A 22,277-nucleotide genomic window follows, 5' to 3' on the forward strand; every position below is an offset into this window, starting at 1 on the left:
TTTTTTATGAGAATTCATAGAGCATCCTAGGTTCCAATATTTCATTCAAAGATACTTCTCGATGGGATTAAGGTTTTTTATTGTTTGTATTCTGAATATAAAATAAAACAATTGCTTGCATCAATGAAACGTAACCCCATCCAAAATTTGTCAACGTGTAATTTACTCGCACGGGAGAAGTTTCAAAAATCTTCCTTTCCACAACTTGCTGGTTTTCAAGAAAGCGTAATCGATCTGTCAGAATACGGGATCCAATTCCTTGAATTTCTTGTTTTAGGTCATTAAAAAAGGGATTCCCTAAGCGAACTAGAGCATAAATTATCTCTACCATCCATTTTCCAGTAAATATTTCCCCTACTTGTTTGAAAATATCAAGTTCAAGAGATTTTAGTTTATCAGAATGAGGAAATTCATGGATCTCTTGGGAAATTGCTTGCATCATCTCTTTTTGCAAAATACTTATTTGGGATATTGGACTTGCAAAACGTTTTAGAAGGTCATTTTTGGTTTCCTCTAAATTCTCATCCTTCGAATTTTCCTTCATTCTAAATCTAAGTATATAAAACTGCACTTACTAAAAAAAACCACACTTTTTACTTCATATAGAACAACCCTCAATATTAAGTATGAACTATTCAAACCTTAACTTAACGGATGTAAATCATCCGATAGTTCAACATGTTGTACGCAAACTAACTGGAACCTCGAAAAGCAATACAGAAAAAGTTCACAACTTCTTCATGTTTATCAGAGATGAAATTAAATTTGCGTTTCCACTTGAAGGAGACTTTGTCTCCGCTGCCGACATAATTAAAACCAAAAAAGGTCAATGCAACAACAAAGGCACGCTATTCTACACCTTATGCAAAGCCGCTGGAATCCCTGTTCGGATGCATTTCTCTGCAATCGATAAAGTGATCCAACGAGGTCTCTTTAAGGGGTTATTCTATGAAATGTTACCACAGCAACTCTCCCATAGTTGGATCGAAGTCCAGTTAGATGGCAAATGGATTGCCATTGATTCCTATATTAACGACTTTGATTATTATGTCGCAGGAAAAAAGAAATTGCAAGATAATGGATGGAAAACAGGATTTTCAATCTCATGCGAAAAGGAAGAATCTTCAGCAGATTTGAACTTGGAAACGGAAAAATTTGTTCAGATGGATGCTGTCACTGAAGATCATGGCCTTTGGACATCACCGGAGTTATATTATCAATCGGATTGTTATCACAACCGCCCGAGTATACTCAAATTAGCAATATACAAAATTCTAATCCGAAGAGTAAATCGTAGAATTAAAAAAATTAGGCAATCTATGCTAAAGTCGATAGCATAAGTCCTTTGATGAATCGAAATCCATCTCATTCTTCTCTAAAACAATCATTAACATGAGGAGAACATAGATTTTTCTTATTAGTACTAAATCAGGACATAATTCAGTGCTACTACTATATGACTATAGCAAACGAGGAGACCAAAGGTAATCTGCTCATAAAAATCCGAATAATTTCTTTTCGATTTGAAAAAAAAATAGATATCGTTAAGTTCAAATAATGCAAGCTTATCATTTTCAGGAAAAAGCATTAAACCAAAAAACTTGTTTATTTTCTTGCTTATTCATGGTTTTTTAAAATTAATTGTGATAATTCCTTTGTTGCTGTGATGATCTACAATTTCAAATCCAACTTCTTGCAGTTTTCCAATTGTATTTTCTTCGACTATACCCATCTTAGAATGGAAAGGGATCATATCTAACAAACCTTCTTCAAAGATTGTTAAGGGTCTATCCGGTTGCAATAGATCCGTGATTAGTCCCACCCCATTAGATTTTAAAACACGAAACATCTCTGAATATATCCAGCTCGTATCATCTTCATGCAATGTAAAATATACCAGTGCCTTATCAATGGAACTTGTAGGAAGTTCTGTCTCCTTGGATTTGATATGATTTTTAGGTTTTAATTGGAGAACAGTCATTACCGATTCTAGGTCTTCCGATTCTATACGATTTTGTGCCAATTGAAATTCATTAGAGGTATTGCTGGTAATGATATATCGCCCTAGAGGCTTTAGATGGGTTGCCAATCCAAAGCGCACCCATTCAAAGTATGGTTTTGAAAAGTCCATGATAGTGGGAGAAGTGCTTGGGTCTAAAAACACAAGTAAATCTTCGAAGAAAAGCGGATATTTTGCCATCATTTGATATTCAAGAATAATCATTAGATCCTGAAAAATATTAAGAATTATTTGCTTCCCTTTTGAAGTGAGGGTGTACATTTTTCGATTTGCACCCCTTTTTTGGTGGATTCTTTGTGAGAGATAACCTTGAGTAGTAAGAGAGTTCAGAGTGGGATATAGTTGCCCCGGACTGATCTTACTATTTATAATTTCAAGCGATTTCATAATCTCAAGGCCATACATTTCCCGATCCCAGAGCCAAACACAAATTTTCCGTTCTACCCAGTTTAAATCAACTTTTTTTCGTTTCTTCATATATATCACTTTTCTAGAAATATCTGATTCATATTTTACAAATTTATTATATAATTATATCATGAATTTGATATATTATAACCTTATGTTTAACACAGGAAATAGTGAATAAATTGAATTTAATCAAACTGATATTAACAAAAATGCCTGAAAAATGGCAAAAGAAGATTACTGTAAAGCTTATCAGTTCAGGTAAAATCTTTACAACACCGATATGGAAAATGTTATTTCAAACACTATCATTTTATGGGGGCGATGAGATGAAAATCCGAAGGGCTTTAATTCAAGAACATGAAGATATCGAATCCATTGTATGCAAATTGGATCAACTCGCAAAGGAAACACTTCAGACAGCCAATAAGGAGAACGATAACTCGAGTATAGCATCACAAAATAATCCAGAAACACTTTATTTAGAAGCAGCGTTGTATTACGCCGTAACATTCTTTTTCATTTCGGACGAAAAACGAACTCGCCAAATATTTGCTAAGGCATCGGTTTGCTTCGACAAATTCCGAAGTATAACAACCCCCCAAGTTCAAAAATGGGAATTTCCTTACAGAAATGGCAAATTCTTTGCACATACATATATACCAAACGGCGAAGGTCCGTTTGGAGTAATTATTATGTACCCTGGTAATGAGGGGATAAAAGAACACATGGCCACATATGCAACATACGCAAAAGCTCGAAACCTCGCCACTATAGCCATTGATCCTCCAGGTTGGGGTGAAAGTGGTTTTTCGGGATGTAAATTCACAGAATTAGAAGACTATAAAAAATGTACACTTCAAATTTTAGAAAAGATAAAACACCACCCGAAACTGGATTACAATCACGTGGGGAGTTTTGGTGTGAGTGGAGGCTCACTAACATCAATCATTGTTGCAGGATTTTTGAATCAAATTCAAGCCGCTGCGGGAATTGGAGCACCAGATTATAAAACAATGGTTAATGTATGGAAAAATGCCTTAGCAGAACAGAAACGGCAGACCTACACGTGGACAGGTTTAACTAAAAAGAAAGATGCAATTAAATTCCTTCAAAAATATGCTGAGGATACCGATCCTCTGTTAGACCATGTTTCATGTCCAGTATTATTGATTCATGGTGAAAATGACTATATTACTAAAGCGATAAAAGGTAAAGATATAACAGACAGGATCGGCTCTCATGCCACCCATCGTATAATCCCAAATGACGATCACCTCTGTTCCAATTCGATCGGGAAGGGATTAGCTGATGAAATTTTTGATTGGTTTGCAAAAAAATTAGTATAATAAATTCTCTCTTTCTTTTTTTTTTTTGCTCTACAATTTGCCTCCTTCAAGTAGCATCATTTCAAAATTCAAGTAAAAATCCTTACGCAATAGAAATGAGATTGACAATTAGGGTAATTTTGGGTATGAAATAGCAACATCACTTTCATCAATGATATATATCCCTACGCAAAATCGATCAATTAATTAATCACTCGTGAGGGAGAAGTTCTGATAAAATTTCTATATAAAATCTGATGAATTTCCAGAAAACGTAAATTGTCTGTCAAAACACATGATCTAAATCCTTGAATTTCTTATTTCATATCGTGAAAAGAAAGATTTCTTAATCATACTAATGGATAATTTATTTCAACCATCCATTTTCCAGTAATTTTTTACCACAGAAAATTTCCCACAGTTGGATTGAAGTTCATCTAGGGGGTAAATGGATAGCTATTGATTCTTATATCAACGATTTTGATTACTAAGTTGCAAAAAAAAAATAAGGGAGCAAAACTGGAAAACCGGATATTCTATTTCTAACGAAAAGGAAGAGTCTTCGGTAGATTTGAATTTCAAAAGTGTATAATTTGTTCAAATGGATGTAGTTTCAGATAATCATGGCCTTTGAGATTCACCCGAAGCATATTATCAATCAAAATTTGATCAAAACCGTCCGAGCAAAGTCAAATTGGCAATTTATAGAATCTTAATCCGAAAAGTAAATCAGAGAGTTAAAAAAATGCGACAATCTATATTTATATCAATGGTATAATATTCAAGGATGTTCAAATTTCGTTACTTCTTTTTTTGAGTATTTAGAAATAAAAATACGAACATTGAAAGGCTAATTGCAGCCCATGAGTAACCAGAGATCGCGCAAAAATTGTAGCCTCTAACCCTTTTAATATTACAAATTTATCATCTTCTTGTTTTTCTAAGGCAATATCATCATCAACGTCCTTTTTTCAAGATAAGGAGATGTATTTAAAAAGACAGTGTAGATCTTCTTAGGTTATAAGAAATTAAGTGAATTATGAATCCTTCTGATTTCTTCAATACTTCGAAAACATGGAAATCTTATCAGGAGAAAGAAATTGAGACTGCATTATTAGAAGTAAAAAAAGAGACTTCTACCCCCTTGATGAAATTGATTGAAGAATTTTTAATTTTGGATCAAACTATTTACAAAATGCAAAATTATACGCTCGCAAAAGAACTATCTTCAAAATTGTTGGCGAGAGTATCTGAAAAAGAAAATCCGATTCTATTCGCACATACTCTCTTGGTAGATGGAGAAATTGAACGATTTACAGGCCAATTAGTTTCAGCAAAAGAAAAAATAGAAAAATCGAAAACCATTTTTGAAAATCAGAGTGATTCGTACGAGTTTGGAACATTACTTGCGAATAGAAAACTTACAACAGTTTATTATAATCTGGGTGATTATAAAACAGCAAAAAAATATTGCAAAACAGGATTAAACTTAATTTCCAATAAGAAAAAGTATGTTATCATTTACCTCGAATTATTGAATAATCTGGCGATAATTTCTCAAGATCAAGGACACATGCAAAAATCGTTGAAAATTTTGGATGAAGCATTCAATCTAGCGAATCAAGAACAAAAGTTTCGCATTGCAACAATATTGGCAAATAATTTGGCCGATCTTACAATAAAATTAGGAGAATACAAAAAAGCGAAGAAATATCTTGCTATTGGTATGGAAAATGCAAAAAAACGAGATTATAAAGAATCGATATGCTATTTATATGAAAACTCAAGTATCCTATATTCCTATCAAGGAAAATTTAAAGAAGCGGAAAAATATTTTGATCTGGGAATAAGTCTCTCAAAAAAATATGCGAAATTTTTACACCCCATGTTCTTATCGTCACAAGCTATGCATTATCGAAGGAAAGGAAATTATGCGGAAGCAATTAAAATATTTAGAAAATCAATCTCATCATATTGTGAAAATAATATCGAAAACATGTATTATATCCAAACCCTTTGCAGTTTTGCAGATTTATTAGGAATAGTAAAAAAATATGAAGAGGCCTATGCAAATTTAGCTAAGGCGAAATCTTTGGCTCGAAAAAAAGAAGCATTAGGAGATAAATTATTAATTGATTTAGTATTTGCAAGAATTCAATTGATAAAGGGAGATTTTATTAGTGCGAATTATTTGCTTGCTGATGTTATTGACCAATGTAATGAAGAAATTGACTATCACTTCATTGTGGAATGTAAATTATCTCAGGTGGAGGGTCATATTCTGCACTACCAAAATTCCCAAAAGGTAGGTTCAATCCAATCTGCGAAAGAAATTTTAGACGAAATCATTTTAATGGGGGAAAAAAAACATCTGCTCCCCGATTTAATTCACGCCAAATTCCTCCAAGCAGTTTTAATGGCAACTAATCCAGAAAATACAAAAAATGCTGTAAAAGAGTTAAAATCAACAATTTATTCTGCAAAATCTAGTGGAATAACAAAGTATGAACGATTTGGAGAAATAATTGTAGAAGATCTTGAACGAAAAGAATATAATGACAGAGAACTCATGGATCTATTTATGAATCACTTTAATTCTATGAGCTATCGAACAACATTATCTAATGAAGAAAAAAAATTCATCAATCAAATCGGTATGATTCTTATCTCACAATCTGACTATGGTCCAGAAATATCTAAAAGCCATAATAGACCAGAAGAATTTAGATGAAGTAAAAGGGATGAAAGTTGCGATTTCAATTTCAGTTTCTGTCGGACAAGGCCAGGAATATCATAAAGGATTATTTGGCCCACTACCAACAGCATTACCATCCAATTCGCTTGCATTTATCTACTCCCTGATATTAACGGATGACGAAAGTCAAGATAAAAGATTAAATGAAGCCAATTTAGCTCTGGTCACCTTATTAATTCCCGAGGAAATCATTAAATTTTTCAATGACAGAATTCTCCTTGAATCTATGTTTGATCAGCAATTCAGCCATATAAAAAAAATGGCTGAAATCACTGAAAAATTCTTAGAACGCTTTCTAAGCAAAATTAAACAACGAATCATCCCTATTGTGCCAGAATGAAAGCGGAATTTTTTAAATTTATACATAAATATCACTTTTTTCTCTTTTAGCATCAATCTCCTTTGCTTTTCATTGATTTAAAGAATAGGATCGGCAGTTCAATAGATATGAAGGAACAAAGAAGATAACTCCACAAAAGATCTTGCATCATTATCTCCCAACTGTCTTCATTATTGTCGGAGAATTTCATCTTCTCAATAACTATATATGAGTTTTGAAACGCTAGTTTCAAAACTTGTTTCACAAAATCGAGTATTCCTAAAAATATTTATTTAAGACATTATCAACCAATATTTCCTTATAGCTTATAGATGAGAATATACGAATTGGTGGAGAGATATCAATCATATTAATATCATCATTTCGTTTTGGTTAAATCAGGAAAATATGGCCAAAAATAAAAAAAAATCATAACCTTATAGACAAAAAAAAAAAAACCGAGAGATTAGATATACATATATTCATGTTCCCAATTATTCACAGCTTGCTCTACAATAGCATTTCTACAAGAAGAGCAAAGACCATAATATTGATTTGCTAGATCTGAATAATCCATTGAACAGGCGTGAAATACTCCATCAATAGACATATCCTCATCTACATGCCCATTATCTCCCTCTCGTAATTGTCCCAATTCATGGGCTAATTCATGAAGGGTGAGGATATCATCTCGATGATTGGGCCAATCAATCTGTATTCCAAAGTCAATATATTTTCCTGATGGTTTGTAAGAAACAAGACAACCATATGGAGTTGAATCGGTATTTGCAATCCCATTACATTTATATAAACCAGTTGTAAATCCAATCACTACGCTACCGTCCTTAGTTCCATGATCAAGACCCGCTCGATACATATCACCGGTTAAATCATGTATCATATCCCATTTGTCCGTCCTCTTATGATAAGGCATTCCAATCGCAGTCCTTCGAGTTGGTACATCACTTGTATCCCAAGTTCTCCCATGATCCACAACCTTGAACTTAATGCGTTCATAGTAGTTGACATAACCAATTTTACTTTCTAAGTATTGAACCGCTTTTTCTACATTAGGTTTGGCTTTACTGGCATCTTCATTACTTTGAAGGTCAGTATAGATATGAATCGTAGCATAGTACACTTTTATTTTATTCTTCACCATTCCCGGTTCCCTTGCCATTGCAAACATAAATGAATTCAAACAAATAAGCACACAAAAAGATACTATTAGTGTTTTTTTTTGTGACATTTTTTTTTACCTTCTTCTTTCACTTTTTTCTGCCAGACCAATATTCTTATCGAGGATCTATTACTTGACCACTAGTTCCTAAGTAAAAATTACTATCTGAACCGAAGCTAGAACCGACCCATCTTTGCGGGGTTTGAGGAATACTCATAGGATCTACAATTTTTAATAGATCGTCGTCAGCATTTGGATCAAAAACATAATCTACATATTTTTCACGAATAAAATCATCGCTATAATCATGCAGCTCTTTAAGAGAAATTAATCCATTATTGTTTGTATCTACATCATGCCCATCTAAATCAAAATCTAAACCACTATAAATTCCCCATGTCCACAAAGAATGTGAATAATATGAGAAAGCAATTTGATTATACGCGCAAGAAGTATAGATTGCACGGTTTTGATTATCATTAAGATTATCAATGAACGACCCTGAATGACAAGGTCCTAAGAAGATGATCATTTTTTCACAACTAATCGCATCTAAAGCATTATCTAATTGGTTTGCGTAAAGTACTTCTGTATTGACAGCAAACCGATCAATATTTCCATGACCAGCCCAAAAAATAACCACTTGATCATAAGAACGAGTATTTGCAATTGTATTAATCATTGTCAAGATTTTGGCCACGCTGAACCCAGGTGTGGATGGACCAATGGAATAAATGTTACTAAATCCATATTCTTCTCGCAATGTTTTCGACATTTCAAATGTATCCCGTAGAAATCGTTTATCACTGTTACCTTGGACAATCAGTGCAACATTTCTATCGGAAGAACTAGAAGCAGCGCTTGCTTTCGAAATAGCATTGGAAATAACAGATCCGCCGAACATAAGGATCATAAATGCTAGAAAAACAACTCTTTTTGACTTTTTCATTTTTATCACTTGATTTTTTCGAATTATTCCTTGTCATTATTTGGAATAACTCTATATTCTTGGTCTTCATCCAAATATATAAATACATTTGATGAAAACTACACAAAAATGCCAAATGATGTATTATTTTTACCAGAGTGGTATTTTTGGTACATTTTTTCAAATGATATCCTTCAAAAAAGCTAATCTTTTGGAAGGTCAAGATTTCAATGAGTGTGAAGGGTTGTGATAGTGATTCCCTTTATTCTGAATTAGTGGGACATCAACGTTCAGTGTTTAGGCTATCACCATCTTGATTTGGAGATTGTACCATTTCCCACCTTGAAGCGGTTGGATTTTGTCAAAAGAATCAGTCTTGTTTTAACATGTATTAGTAGTGGGTTTTTTCTGCTTACGCTGTTGTAATACTTAAAATTTTCAAATTTCAAATGAAAAAAAATAGATTTTAAAGAACTTATGTGCTATTTATACGATAACTCAAGTATCTTACATTCCTATCAGAGAAATTTTGAAGAAGCAGAAAATAATTTTGATCTGGGAAAGGAACTCTTAAAAAAATATTCTTTATTTTTGCCGAAAGAAAATCATATTTTGGAATTCCAGATGTTCTCCTTGGTCTTGTATAAAAATCGTCTCCCCATCCCACAAGCCCCCAATAATTAAGACTTCTTTGGATGAGAAGGGCACCAATACCGCTTTGAGAAGCGGTATAAAGCAAAACCCATCTCTTTTTTCGATTTTGGTATTTCCGAATTCCTTTGATTCAGTATAAAGAGAACATACTCGATGAAAAAGAGTATAATTCCCAGAAAGATCAAAGTTTTCGAGGGGATAAATGCGTGGACAAAAAATATAGTGAGATTTCTCGAGTGACAATATCATAATCAAATCCGACTCCCCGCTGAATGAACTTCCAGAAATGAATCTAACTTCATAGCCCATTTCACCTAAGAACCAGTGCTTCAATTTAAAGGTAGTCGAATTAATTGGGATCATTCTCATGTTTTGATCCAGATAGTTAATTTTCAGTCCCCTATTTGAAGTTTTAATTGTGGCAATTTGACCATCAATAATGTAAGTTCCAACATATTGTTCTAACTCTGCTTGTGAAATATAAATTTCATCCTTTGAAACAATTTTTTGAGGCGATATTCCCGTTTTGGTTTCTAACATGAGTTCTAATATCTCAAAAATCAAATTTTTGGCCGGTTCTTCGAAATTGTCATGATTCCCAAAGAGAATAACACCTTGTTTTGTTTCTGGAATATAGGCAAAACACGAATGTCGACCTAAATTAACTCCGGTATGAAATACTACCTTTTTTGCCAATTTGTGGGTGTTGATCTGAAATCCCAACCCAGTTTCTTGTGGATCTCTATCTGAACAATATTGAAGATCATACATGGCATTAATTGTATCGAAGCTTAAGATTCGTTCTTCTTCAGAACCAGCATCCTTAACTAAGATTTGGAAAAACTTTTGAAGATCACCCATTTGTGAAAGCATGGCACCTGAACCGAGACTATTAATATCCATATCATGATACGGGACAGTTTCATGACCATTCTGATAATAGCCAACTGAAATTAATGACGGATCTATAAAATCAGATGAAAAATAATGGGTCCCCCTCATATTCCACTTATGAAAGAAATTTTCTTCCATATAATAGACAAAGGATTGATTCCGCAACGATTCTATAACATGGGCTAAAAGGTCATAGCCAATATTCGAATATTTATATCGAGTCCCTGCAGGATATGATAGAGTACTTTCAGCTAAAGATTTCATTTGATCTTTAAGACAATCCGTACCATTATCCCAATGCCATAACTCCAGATTATCATTGCGAGGTAATCCCGCTCGATGACTTAGGATATGACGAATCGTGATTGGTGTTGAATTGAAGTGGGATTTAATGTAGAATTCGGGCAGATAATCCGTAAGCGGGTGATCTAAATCAATCAGTCCGTCTTCTACTAAGTGCATGATTTCAATCGCTGTAAATAATTTTGTTATAGAGCCAATTTTTAACACAGTCGTATTCGAAAAGGAGATCTTTGCATCCTCATTTGCCCATCCATAATACTTTTCCATTATTATCTCTTGTTCATCTAAGAGTGATACAGCTGCACCAGGGACATCATATCTACGGATTATTTGGTTGATTTTGAAATCCACGACTTTCGTCGTAAAGGAATAATCACCAATCGGAATAGATACCGGTTTAATCGGACCTTTTACAAGACGGATTCCCCCGCTGATCCCCCCCATAGTAATCATGAAAAATAGGAGAACAGACATACTTTTTTTATGTGTTATAATCCTTGACATATATCAGTGCCAATAATATGGGACTATAATTAAAGAGGAGTCCATCGGTTATCTGTTCATAAAAATGTGAATAACTCCTTTTCAACTAAAATTTTTTTAAGAAATTTCTTTTTAAGTTCAAGCAATGCATGTTCATTACTCAAACCCTAATTCTTTTTAAAGTTAAATTTAGAATTGACCCTCCCCAAAGATTTTTTATATTAAATCCTCCATAAACAATTTAATGAAAAAGGACGAGGTACCACCAAATGAAATTCTTATTCTATCAAGTGGACGAGGGAGTATAATCCACTATGTATTTCGATGCTTGATAATTTTGGAATTAATCTTCCCAACAATACTCTTATATTATGATATGCCATGGTTTGCAGTTTTAGGAGCAATATCAGCCATTTTGTTTTTAGCGTTTTTTTTACTTGCACCGCTTATGAACAAAAGAATACTCACCAAAAGTAGAATGATATCCCTCGTTATTTCTGGAGTGTTTATTTTTGAAACTTTAGGGCATCTCCTTGTTATGTTTTTTGTATTGTTCCTGCACGGAGGAAGTTCGATGGTTGGCATTAACATCGCTAAATTTAGCTTTGCATGTTTGCTTATTCCGAGTATGCTGTGCAATATTTTAGACGTCAAAGAAGATTTTTCTGGTGTTCGTTTACAAAACTTAATGTCCATAGAAGATGAGAAGATCGCCCACATCAAAAAAGTGAAAATAATTGGCGTTATCACAGGATTTCTGAGTTTTATTAGCCCGCTTTTGTTTTTATTTCGAAAATATTAGAGTAATTTTCAAAAATCTCAATATTTATTCTAAACAAAATTGATCTTATATCATTGTGATTTTTTTGCAATTCAAAAAAAAAATGAAAGGATTAGATCTATTCAATCTATCCTAATTATGTAAAAAGTATTTTTTATACATAAATATCTTCTTTTAATGTATTATTCACACTTGAGATTTATAAAAGAATAGTATCTACTATCACATGTAAAGTAATCGAACTTAAATCGAAGAACTTTATGTTGGGATAAACATGAATTTTAAAGCAAAAAAAATGGAAATCGCGGCATTGTTATTTATTCTAATTACAATCGTTCCAATAATTACAGTATCAGGGGCGCAAGAAATTCCTCCTGAAGACCCACCAGCACCAACGATATATACCGTCACTGGATATCTAAGATCTGATGGCTATGGGTTTATTCGAAATGAAAAATTGAATATTTATGCAGGATCTATCTCTTTAGGAGAAGCATATACAAATGATTTGGGATATTTTTCCATGTCATTCAATTCTTACATGACAATTAATGATATCATTGTTAAAGCAGATATTGCAGGATTTGATTATGCACAGTTAAGTGTTCACTCAACTGGAGTAAATTTTAATTTTGGCCAGTTCTATTTAAATTTACAAGAAGATAATACGTGCCCCACAATTAATCATCCTAGCGATATTTCCTATGAAGCAGGTACTGTTGGAAACATAATCACTTGGATAGGAATAGATGATCATCCTGATCAATATACATTATATAATTCTAATGGAGAAGTTGTGCAAATTGGAATGTGGTCTTCAAGTATTGGAATAACGATTAATTTCGATGGTCTAGTACCCGGTACCCATACATTTTATATCACTTTACAAGATCATCTTCCATATCAAAATGGATTGGCAAGGGATGAAGTAATTGTTAAAGTTTACGATGTTATGACTGTTTTTGGAGTGATTAAAAATGATTGGGATTCGAATCCAATGTCAAATGTCAATGTTCAACTCCACGGCCAACTTGTTGGAGGAAGTACCGAGGAACTCATCGATTCATGCTCAACATCAGGAAGTGGAACATATTCGGTAGAGGCCCCAATAAATGGAGATTATTCATCATTTAAACTCACTTTATCAAAATTGGGTTTTTTCTCGTATACTGAAACATATGGTCCCTATGTTGATGCTCATGACTTAAATGTAATGCTAATACCGGAAGATGACACAATACCTACTGTAACCAATAGGGGAAATATCAACATAATTGATACAACAGGAATTCAACGACCGATGGTTCAATGGGATGTTTCTGATAATTTTCCTACATATTACAGAATCAGTCAAGGTGCAGATATTAGCAATTGGTATTCATGGAATAATGGAGATTTAATTCAGGTGGATCTTAGCGATTATTCCCTTGGAGAATATAACTTTGAGATTACTCTTAAGGATTATGGCAATCATATTGTTACGGATACAGTAAATGTGAAATTACTAAAAGAATTTCGAATGGATGGTATTGTAATCTCGGATCATCGCGATATCCCTCTGAAATCTGCCAACATCCAAATTTTGGGAATGACGGATTATTGGAGGGAGATACACAGATTTGGTACAAATGATAGTGGACAGTTTGAGGAGTCTTTTGGTTATGATCCCAATATTAGCCAACTTCAAGCAAAAATAACATATCCAGGCCATAGTTCACGCACAATTTCATTGAATATGGCACAAAGTCATTTTTCAGGTGAAATTTCCCTAGATCCAAGTGATATTACAGTACCCACTTTAACTCGCACAGGGACAAATTCAGACACAACTCACTTTTACATTGAGGAATTTGGGGATGTGTCTTTTGGTTGGAAGGCAATTGATGATCATCCTTCAGGTTATGCTATTTTTATAAATAATGTATTCACTGAATCAGGAGATTGGAATTCTAATCAAGAATTTAACTTTGAGTTATCAAATTTGGCATTTGGTGAATATAGTTATACTTTAAGAGTTGATGATTATGGAAGCCATTATGTCTCTGATACTGTGTATATCCATGTTGGGAGAGAACTATCCATTTCGGGAATTTTGTATGATGAGTGGATAAATTCCCCGAAGGATGGGAGTCTTATGTCACTTCAATATTACTCAGAAGGATCAGGATGGAAAAGCTTTACGAATGGTGATGCTCATGCTTTATCTGGTGAACAAAACACCCCAGGGTACTATTCATTTTCCGTTCAATATTACAGTCCAATGATACTTGCTCGAATCTTTATTGCAGAATACGCAGGATATGCAGAATTAGCTCATGAATTCAATCTTGGCTCAATCCCTCCAACCAATCTTTACTTACAACGTGTTGAAGAAGATAATGCCCCATGGGTAAATCATCCAGCCGATATGGTGATTTTTTACCAAGAAGAAGCTAACATCTCTTGGATGGCAAATGATGGACATCCTGTCGCAGCATGGATTTCAGAAGATAATACTGATACCTTTCTTCGCCCCCGCTTTCATTGGCTCGGAGAAGATATTGACTTTTGTTTGAAGGTATTGGCTGTGGGATCCTATAATATTACTCTACATCTCGAAGATTCTACAGATAATATAGTAACCGACACCGTCGAAGTTATAGTTAAGAGTAGAAAAACAATAGTGAAAAAGATCGACTATTTTGAAGACGAAGAAATTACACCTGATTGGCAAACTCGAATTTCAACCCCTGGAATAGAACAAACCTTCAGTGAAGGGAATTACAACACCGGAAATTGGGGAACTCGAAATGTACTCCGAATGGATGAGGGAAATACCGGTACGGGACGAAGTCGTTATGATTATTATCAAGACTTAGGGGAATCCTTCTCGGGAGATTTTGAATTATCCGCGATCATTGGATTGTATCAACCGTATTCGGGAGAAATGGCGTTTAACGGATTAACGATTTTAGATGAAAACTGGAATCCAATTGCTTACGGAGGAATGTATGACGCATGGTCAGGTAGTACTAAAAAAGATTGTGCGGGTATAAATGGACAAACTTATTCCACTGGATATATTTTCAATACCCCAAATCGAGCGATCGGAGTTAAAATCCAACGAGTTGGTGATACATGGACAGTCTATCTTGATACGGATCAGGATTCTGATTTTACCGAATTCACTACCCCTCTGTTAACTGAAACCTGCACCACAACTGCCCGATATATTGGTTTTTACTTCTATCAATATAGCACATATAAAAATCCGAATTATTTCGCATGGACCGATGATTTCAATTTCAAAGCCAGTCCTATCTCAAGTGATACATTTGACGATAGTAGCATTAATTCAGTGTGGGATACTCGAATCATCACTGTAGGGATGGAGCAAACCTTTACCGAAGGCTCGGCTAATACAGGAACATGGGGTTCACGAGATATGTTACGTATGGATGAAGGCACTACTGGTACGGGAAGAAGTTATTATGCTGTCTTCCAAGATTTAGGGGATTCCTTCACCGCTGATTTCACAATGTCAGCAATTGTGGGAATGTATCAACCAACCTATGGAGAAATGGCTTTCATTCGTTTAGCCATCTGGGATGAAAACTGGAATGTGATTGCGGAAGGAGGATTGTATGATGCTTGGGCAGGAACGGCTAAAAAGGATTGTGCTTATTTAAATGGTCAAGCGTATTCAACAGGTTATAATTTCATGGCAAATCGAGCCCACGGTGTCAAGATCCAGCGTAGCGGCGATTCATGGTCAGTCTTCCTGGATACTGATCAAGATAGCAACTTTGGCGAATTCTCGACCCCCATTTTAACCGATACATGTACTAGTGTTCCACGCTATGTGGGATTTGAATTCTTCCAATACAGCACGTATAAACAAGCAGGCCAATATTGTTGGGCCGATGATTTTAGCTTTTCCCTATAAATCTGACCTTTTTTTTTTTTTACCAGATAGTTCCATCAAAATGAATTCTGAGTGATTTATAAGATCAGCAAAAATTTTACTCCACCCATAAATTTTATGAATGTGAAGGTTCTGGGATTATTTTTTAAAATAAATTAAAGAATACTAGAATCAGGATAATTTAACCCATATTATTATTGTGATTCATAAATTGGAAAACTTCTTGTCCTAAATTAGAAAAGATGCCAAAATCACTCAAATATTACAAAAAAACGAGGATAGAAGCCTATTCTTTTGATTCTTAAATATCACGATGCCGCTCATTTCTTCCTTTCGTTTTCGATCTCAAATGATGGTTTAGTAATAATGTCGGAAATTTGCGGTTACAAATTCATTTAATCATAGTCCAGCATTTTAGCTAAATATAATTCATAACAATGAAACTAAATTTGAATTTAGGTCATCACTAATCGGTAATTTAAGACATTTCAACTTTTTTGCATAAACTATTAATTTATCACCAAATATTATTCTACTAATCATTAAAAAAGTCGAAAAATATGATAGGACTATCTTGGAAAAAATGTGCATTGCACATACATACCCCTGCATCTCATGATGTCCCCAATGATTTATATACACCCGAAGAACTGATTGAAAAAGCCATTCAATGCAAAGTAGATGTGTTAGGAATAACTGATCATAATAATGTTAAATGGATAGATAAAGTTAGAAATGCAAACCAAAAAAATGGTTCACAACTGACCATATTTCCTGGAGTTGAACTTGATACTAAAGATGGTATTCATGTTTTAGTATATTTCGATCCAAATATAGAAATTTCAAAATTAACTGATTTCTTACATGAATTAGGAATACACGAACAACATTATCATGTTCCAACTCAAACAACTAGCGCAATTTTAAATAAATTCGAAGAATTTTACGAAAAAATTAAAGAATTCTCTGGATTTTTAATTTTTGCCCATATTAAAAGCAATCCTAAATCCCTTTTGATTCGAGCTGGTGGGACGGAATTTTCAAAGAATGAATTGAAGAATTATAATTGTCCCTTCGAAGTAAGAAAAGAAATAAAATCTGAAATAATGAATACACATCCTGGACGAGCGATAATAATAAAAACAGATTTTCATACACTTGAAGAATTTGATAACGGAGACTACACTTGGATCAAATTTGGAAATGAAATCACCTTGGAAAGTCTTAAACAAATATCTTATGATCCATCACTTCGAATCGATTTTGAAGTACCTCAAATCAAACATCCATTTATCTCAAAATTAATATTACCAACGAGTTATTTTCATGATAATGAAATTGATTTCAATCCATTTTTGAATGTGATAATTGGAGGACGAGGAACAGGAAAATCAGTAATAATTGAATCCATAGACTTTGTATTCCAGAATTATTCAAATCCAGCCCTATTTAATGATAAACCACAATATTATGAGAAACTGAATAAAATCTTCATTGGAAACGAAAAAATTTCAATAGAGATAAATTATGATACTCAAAGCTATCGCTTGTCCCGAATATTTAAGAAATTTCCTCTTAATAAGAAATGGAAATCTGATCCAAAAAAGCTTCAAGATGATATTCAAGCTTATGATCATGCAAATATACAGATTTTAGAACAGTACATAGATGATAGTTGGGAAGAAATCCAATTAGAACCAATTTTAACTGACTTATACCCACAACTATTTACTCAATCCTGTGTAAAGAAAATTGGAGATCAATCCGAAAAATTATTATCATTTATTGAACAAAATACTCACTTAAGCACACGTTCGATTAAATATGAGAAAAATAAGATTGATTTCTGCAATTTATTAAAAAAAATAAGTGATATTGAAGATTTGATTTTGGATCTTTATTCGAAATTATCTATTCCAGAAGAAATTGAGCATGATATTCAAAAAACTAAAAATGAAATAGAAGGACTTAACGCCCGGGTGTCTAATATTGAGTTAAAGAATAAACAGAAATTGGATGTTAATCAAGAAAAAATTAAAAATTTTATTAAGAAAGTACCAGAAAAAAAATTTGATAAATCACAACTAGAAGAAATTGAGATAGATTATGTGGGATGTGAGTTAATGAACCAGAACATAACAAACGATACAATCTCAATAAATTCCCACATCGAAACAATAAATACAGACATTAGCAATTTAAATAATTCAATTCTTTCATTTGTTCAAAATTTGGATCAAAACTGGGATTCTTTTTATAAAATAGAAAGGGAAAGGATACGTTCCACAGGAATTGATTGGAATTCTGACGAATCTCAATTAACTCAAAAAATGACTGATCTCGGGATTCTGCTAACAAAATATAGTGAAGAAAAAAATAAAAATGAAACAACTATTGCTAAAATAATGGAACAAGAGACACTGAGGGATGAATTGAAATGCACATTAAATGCAGTAAATAATAAAATAATAAGATTTCAAAAAAGAATCGGGAGAAAAATAGATGGAATGATTCAAATTCCCAACACTTCATTTAAAATAATTGCTGAATCTGATAATGATTTAGTTTATGATATTTTAGATTCAATAATATTAACAAATGCTCATAATAAAGAAGAAAAAATTCAATCCATTTTAAATGAAATTGATCCTAAGGACCTTTTATTGTACATTACATCAGGAAATACTTCAGTAGGAGAAAAATTAGCTGAATTAGGTCTTACAGAAAAAAATATTGAAAATTTCCAAAATAAATTTACATGTAATTTCAAGCAAATAACCAATATTAGAGGAATAAATCACAAAGAATTACTAGAATGGGATAGATTATTAAATCGATCCAAAGTTCAATTTACTCTCCAAAAAGAAGGACTATACAAAGATATCTCTGATCTATCGCCAGGAGAAAAATGCGCTTTAGTTATGGCAATCATTTTAATTAAAAATTCAAGAGTGACTATTATCGATCAACCTGAGGATGAGTTGGATTATAAAACTCGAAAAGATTTGGTCAAGATGATTTCAGATAAGAAGATTACATCCCAAATTATCATTGTTACTCATTATCAGAACATTCCTGTTCTTTCTGATGGCGATAATATTCTTTTACTTGAAGAGAGAGAACATAAATCTAATATTGTAAAACAAGGCTGTTTTGAGGACATGATCGATAACATTATTGACATGGAGGGCGGTCCTGATGCGATTAAAACCAGATTTGCAAAATATAAAGAAAACTTGCCTAAATATTGATTTCCTCCATTTTTCGATTATTGTAATAAGATGCATATTTTGCGAAGAATTTTAGAGAATTATTTCAATTAATTCAAAAAATAAATCGTCTTTAGTAAAAATTCTCAATTTTGTAGGGTCTCGCAAAAAAATACACTTTCTACCACTTTTTGAAGGTAAGGCCGCATTGAAGATATATGTCTACCATGAGAAAAAAATATATGAAAAAAAATTATTTTACTACTGAGAAAAATGAGTGAATCGTCCTTGTATTAATTTTTGATTGGTTGAGCTTAGTTTGTACAGATTCTAAGGAGATTTCACTAATATTAGCACATTTAAAAGCAGAATAGAACATTTTCGCATCCTTCTTAATTTGTTCCAGAATTATTTGATCTATAACATATTCGGTTTCTGCAGGATGTGCTTGAATTGTATAATTTTTTTTTGGATGTATATAAAGAGGGATAACTTCCTTATTTGAATAGATTTTTTTTGTCCATACAACAGAATTAGACATTTGACCAACTTGGCCTTTGTTTATTCCCTGTGATGATATTATGACCTCATTCTTACATTCAATAGCGTAAATTTTATTATTGGGCAAAGCCCATAAATTATCAGGCCCATCCTTTAACTCTTTCTCAGGACGAAACGATGCAAAACCTAACATAGACCCTAATTTTTTTATTGCTTCTTCAAAAGCAGAAGCAGAAACACCAAAATTGAGATCAGCAAATAAAGCAGTAATATCAACCATCATATCGTTGAAAGAATCGTGAGTTCGTATAAATTGATGAATACCTACAGCTTGATCCCGAACTTCTAGTTTTATAATCCGGTTTTTCTTTGAAATAGGAGGAATCGACAAATAGGGATTTAATTCATGAGCAGTCTGTTGAATTAAGAAGGAATCTTCATTGCTTTCACTATACTTGTACGAAGCCATCTGTTCAAAATACCAACCTCGCTCTTCAGATGTTAAATTGGTATCCAGCAAAATCCGATCAATCAAATCATTACAAAGTGAAATATTATTATCCCTATAAGCAATATATGCATTCCTTTCGAGTTCAGCATCGTTAGCAACAGATTCTTCGAAGGGTTGAGGTTCAATCTCTTCCATTTTCTGTTGGTAATATTTTTTCCAGCTTTCATCTCTTTCAATAAACTGATTTATAAATCCTTCTAGATGCAGTAATAATTTTTCTTCTTCAGACTCAGCACTATTTATATTGGAAATTATACTATTACCGATTTCTATTTGTTTTTTCACTTCATTAGATAAGAATGCTTGCTTTTTTCCTTCTAGAAAGAATCTTGATAGCTTTACTCCCAAAATAATTACTAAACAATAATCATTTTTCCCTCTTATCCCCCTCCCAATTCCTTGTTCTATTCTTTGAGCAATATTTTTATACATCAATAAAGAATTTGGCAGAATCATGTGTAAGAACTCATCATAAATAGTTTGATATTCAGGAATCAAATCTAATACTAAAACTCGGCATAAATTATCAGGTAAATCTATTCCATCGTATTGATTTATTAATACATTGGGTTTTTTCAAATCATTTGCCTTAATTTTTTTTTTTATTTTGACAATTTGATTATGAATATCTCTAACAAATAATATTTCTGCACCATTTTCCTCCCAAGATGATTTACTATTTCCAGAAGGAACTATTGAAAATATTCCAAAATCTCCTTTTGAATTTTTTGAGAAATCACAAATCCATTTGACAAGTTTTGAACGATTTATTTCAGAATTGATTAAGCTTGGAATAATAATAGGTCGCTCTCCACTGTATTTGATCTCTTTGTAGGTTAATGGATTTAATACTGCATCCTTATCAATTCCGAAGTCTTTAATTAAGAAAACATCATCAGTTAAAGTAGCCGAAAGATAAATTCTTTGATTAGCATTTTCAAATGAAGGAATCATGTCAAGAGGCAAAATTCTCGGAGTTATTTCAATTCTGTGTCCTGAAATAAAGCAAAGACAATCCTTCAATGTAGTATTTATCAAATCCCAACTAAACTTGATATTATTCAAATTTAAATAATCGCTTAGTATTTCCCGAATTCTCATTACATGAGATTTCCAGGCCCAATACGGAACTTGCATTATTTTATTTGAATCATGACTTATATCGAAGTATAAGCCATCATTTTGGGCGATTAAATCGCTTTCAAATAGTCGTAGTATTTTGTGGTAGATTGGTAGATATTCTTTTCTCTTTGGAATTTGAATAGAAAAAGATTTTCGAATGATTGCTAATGATTTGTGAGCATCATCCATAACAATAGCACCAATTTCCATTATTTCCTTTCTGGGATTATTTTTTATGCCAAATAAGGACATTCCATTAAATAACTTATCAACAGATGTGATTAAAATTGATTTACTATTTATAAAATCCATTGGCAAAGGTTGTCCCTGAACTGCTTTGACTACAGAAATACCAAAATCTTGAGCTTGATCAAAAATTTGATCCACCAAATATTTATTTGGACATAGAAATAAACCGGGTTTATTCAGTTCATTCATTTTTGATTGAATAATTAATAAACCAACAAGTGTTTTACCATGACCAGTATGCAATTTTACAATAACATCATGATTTGACCGATTTTTTAAATTCCACTCTTTTAATATTTCTCTCTGAGAATCTCTAATATATTCTTTTCCTTGAAAAGTATCTAAATTATTAAAAATTTGAATTGGATCTAAAGTTTTCTCAACTTTATTCTCTTTCAACATTTTTGTAAAATCAACCATAAAATGAACTATTTATACTATTTCTTAAACTTATTGAAAATCAGCAATTATTAAGATATTGTCATATTTTTTCTATTTTTGGTAATAATATCTTAGTTTTTTCTCAGCAGGATATCCCACCATTTCACAATTAAAAAGAAACGCGACGATTGAATAGATTTAAATTTTGCGTAATTATTATTAATTTTTAAATTATTTACATATTTCAATTCCCCATCGTTAAAGAGTTTGAAGTCTTGACCCACCAGAGAACCTCACTGTGAAAATGACATGACCATTGTACAATCCTGTCTCACTGGGTTGAATCC

Annotated in this window: 13 protein-coding genes; 7 read left to right on the top strand and 6 right to left on the bottom strand. The window is 32.8% G+C overall.

The features are described from left to right. Positions 1–67: 67 nt before the first annotated feature. Positions 68–544, bottom strand: a complete 477-nt coding sequence (locus NEF87_RS05120; protein WP_457918936.1) for a winged helix-turn-helix transcriptional regulator — start codon at positions 542–544, stop codon at positions 68–70. An 82-nt stretch (positions 545–626) separates the two neighbouring features. Here NEF87_RS05120 and NEF87_RS05125 point away from each other — a divergent pair, with 82 nt between their 5' ends. Beyond that, entirely contained in the window at positions 627–1,340 is a 714-nt protein-coding gene (locus NEF87_RS05125; protein ID WP_457918937.1) for a transglutaminase-like domain-containing protein, read from the top strand. A 281-nt stretch (positions 1,341–1,621) separates the two neighbouring features. Here the strand turns inward: NEF87_RS05125 and NEF87_RS05130 are convergent, their stop codons facing one another. Further along, entirely contained in the window at positions 1,622–2,497 is an 876-nt protein-coding gene (locus tag NEF87_RS05130) for a helix-turn-helix transcriptional regulator (protein ID WP_457918938.1), read from the bottom strand. A 113-nt stretch (positions 2,498–2,610) separates the two neighbouring features. On the opposite strand from NEF87_RS05130, the gene NEF87_RS05135 reads away from it, so the two are divergent. The 3 genes from NEF87_RS05135 to NEF87_RS05145 all read left to right on the top strand — a co-directional run bounded on the left by NEF87_RS05135 (position 2,611) and on the right by NEF87_RS05145 (position 6,851). After that, positions 2,611–3,777, top strand: a complete 1,167-nt coding sequence (locus NEF87_RS05135; protein ID WP_457918939.1) for an alpha/beta hydrolase — start codon at positions 2,611–2,613, stop codon at positions 3,775–3,777. Positions 3,778–4,795: 1,018 nt separating this feature from the next. Further along, on the top strand, positions 4,796–6,487 hold the full coding sequence (locus NEF87_RS05140; protein ID WP_457918940.1) for a tetratricopeptide repeat protein: 1,692 nt from the start codon (positions 4,796–4,798) through the stop codon (positions 6,485–6,487). Beyond that, on the top strand, positions 6,438–6,851 hold the full coding sequence (locus tag NEF87_RS05145) for a hypothetical protein (protein ID WP_457918941.1): 414 nt from the start codon (positions 6,438–6,440) through the stop codon (positions 6,849–6,851). The genes NEF87_RS05140 and NEF87_RS05145 overlap by 50 nt, the downstream gene beginning before the upstream one ends. 445 nt (positions 6,852–7,296) lie before the next feature. Here the strand turns inward: NEF87_RS05145 and NEF87_RS05150 are convergent, their stop codons facing one another. The 3 genes from NEF87_RS05150 to NEF87_RS05160 form a co-directional block, all read right to left on the bottom strand. Continuing rightward, positions 7,297–7,992 carry a hypothetical protein gene (locus tag NEF87_RS05150; RefSeq protein WP_457918942.1) on the bottom strand — a complete coding sequence of 232 codons (696 nt, stop codon included), beginning with the start codon at positions 7,990–7,992 and terminating at the stop codon, positions 7,297–7,299. 133 nt (positions 7,993–8,125) lie between these two features. Then, entirely contained in the window at positions 8,126–8,959 is an 834-nt protein-coding gene (locus NEF87_RS05155; protein ID WP_457918943.1) for a C13 family peptidase, read from the bottom strand. Positions 8,960–9,523: 564 nt separating this feature from the next. Continuing rightward, complete coding sequence (locus NEF87_RS05160) at positions 9,524–11,263, bottom strand: serine hydrolase domain-containing protein (protein WP_457918944.1); 1,740 nt, start codon at positions 11,261–11,263, stop codon at positions 9,524–9,526. 253 nt (positions 11,264–11,516) lie between these two features. On the opposite strand from NEF87_RS05160, the gene NEF87_RS05165 reads away from it, so the two are divergent. From NEF87_RS05165 to NEF87_RS05175, 3 genes are all read left to right on the top strand, one after another. Then, positions 11,517–12,074, top strand: coding sequence for a hypothetical protein (locus tag NEF87_RS05165; protein ID WP_457918945.1), 558 nt, complete (start codon positions 11,517–11,519; stop codon positions 12,072–12,074). A gap of 253 nt (positions 12,075–12,327) precedes the next feature. After that, positions 12,328–15,978 (top strand): hypothetical protein, encoded by a 3,651-nt coding sequence (locus NEF87_RS05170; RefSeq protein ID WP_457918946.1) that lies wholly within the window; start codon positions 12,328–12,330, stop codon positions 15,976–15,978. A gap of 569 nt (positions 15,979–16,547) precedes the next feature. Further along, positions 16,548–19,208, top strand: coding sequence for a PHP domain-containing protein (locus tag NEF87_RS05175; protein WP_457918947.1), 2,661 nt, complete (start codon positions 16,548–16,550; stop codon positions 19,206–19,208). Between the two features lie 211 nt (positions 19,209–19,419). Here NEF87_RS05175 and NEF87_RS05180 read toward each other — a convergent pair whose 3' ends face one another. Continuing rightward, on the bottom strand, positions 19,420–21,969 hold the full coding sequence (locus NEF87_RS05180; RefSeq protein WP_457918948.1) for a DEAD/DEAH box helicase: 2,550 nt from the start codon (positions 21,967–21,969) through the stop codon (positions 19,420–19,422). Positions 21,970–22,277: the final 308 nt, after the last annotated feature.

Source organism: Candidatus Lokiarchaeum ossiferum (assembly GCA_025839675.1).
Lineage (GTDB): Archaea > Asgardarchaeota > Lokiarchaeia > Sigyniarchaeales > Promethearchaeaceae > Lokiarchaeum > Lokiarchaeum ossiferum.

Bases quoted from the DNA above. Each gene is read 5' to 3' on its own strand.
- NEF87_RS05120 (WP_457918936.1), bottom strand. From the start codon at position 544: ATGAAGGAAAATTCGAAGGATGAGAATTTAGAGGAAACCAAAAATGAC.
- NEF87_RS05125 (WP_457918937.1), top strand. From the start codon at position 627: ATGAACTATTCAAACCTTAACTTAACGGATGTAAATCATCCGATAGTT.
- NEF87_RS05130 (WP_457918938.1), bottom strand. From the start codon at position 2,497: ATGAAGAAACGAAAAAAAGTTGATTTAAACTGGGTAGAACGGAAAATT.
- NEF87_RS05140 (WP_457918940.1), top strand. From the start codon at position 4,796: ATGAATCCTTCTGATTTCTTCAATACTTCGAAAACATGGAAATCTTAT.
- NEF87_RS05145 (WP_457918941.1), top strand. From the start codon at position 6,438: ATGGTCCAGAAATATCTAAAAGCCATAATAGACCAGAAGAATTTAGAT.
- NEF87_RS05150 (WP_457918942.1), bottom strand. From the start codon at position 7,992: ATGGTGAAGAATAAAATAAAAGTGTACTATGCTACGATTCATATCTAT.
- NEF87_RS05155 (WP_457918943.1), bottom strand. From the start codon at position 8,959: ATGAAAAAGTCAAAAAGAGTTGTTTTTCTAGCATTTATGATCCTTATG.
- NEF87_RS05160 (WP_457918944.1), bottom strand. From the start codon at position 11,263: ATGTCTGTTCTCCTATTTTTCATGATTACTATGGGGGGGATCAGCGGG.
- NEF87_RS05165 (WP_457918945.1), top strand. From the start codon at position 11,517: ATGAAAAAGGACGAGGTACCACCAAATGAAATTCTTATTCTATCAAGT.
- NEF87_RS05170 (WP_457918946.1), top strand. From the start codon at position 12,328: ATGAATTTTAAAGCAAAAAAAATGGAAATCGCGGCATTGTTATTTATT.
- NEF87_RS05180 (WP_457918948.1), bottom strand. From the start codon at position 21,969: ATGGTTGATTTTACAAAAATGTTGAAAGAGAATAAAGTTGAGAAAACT.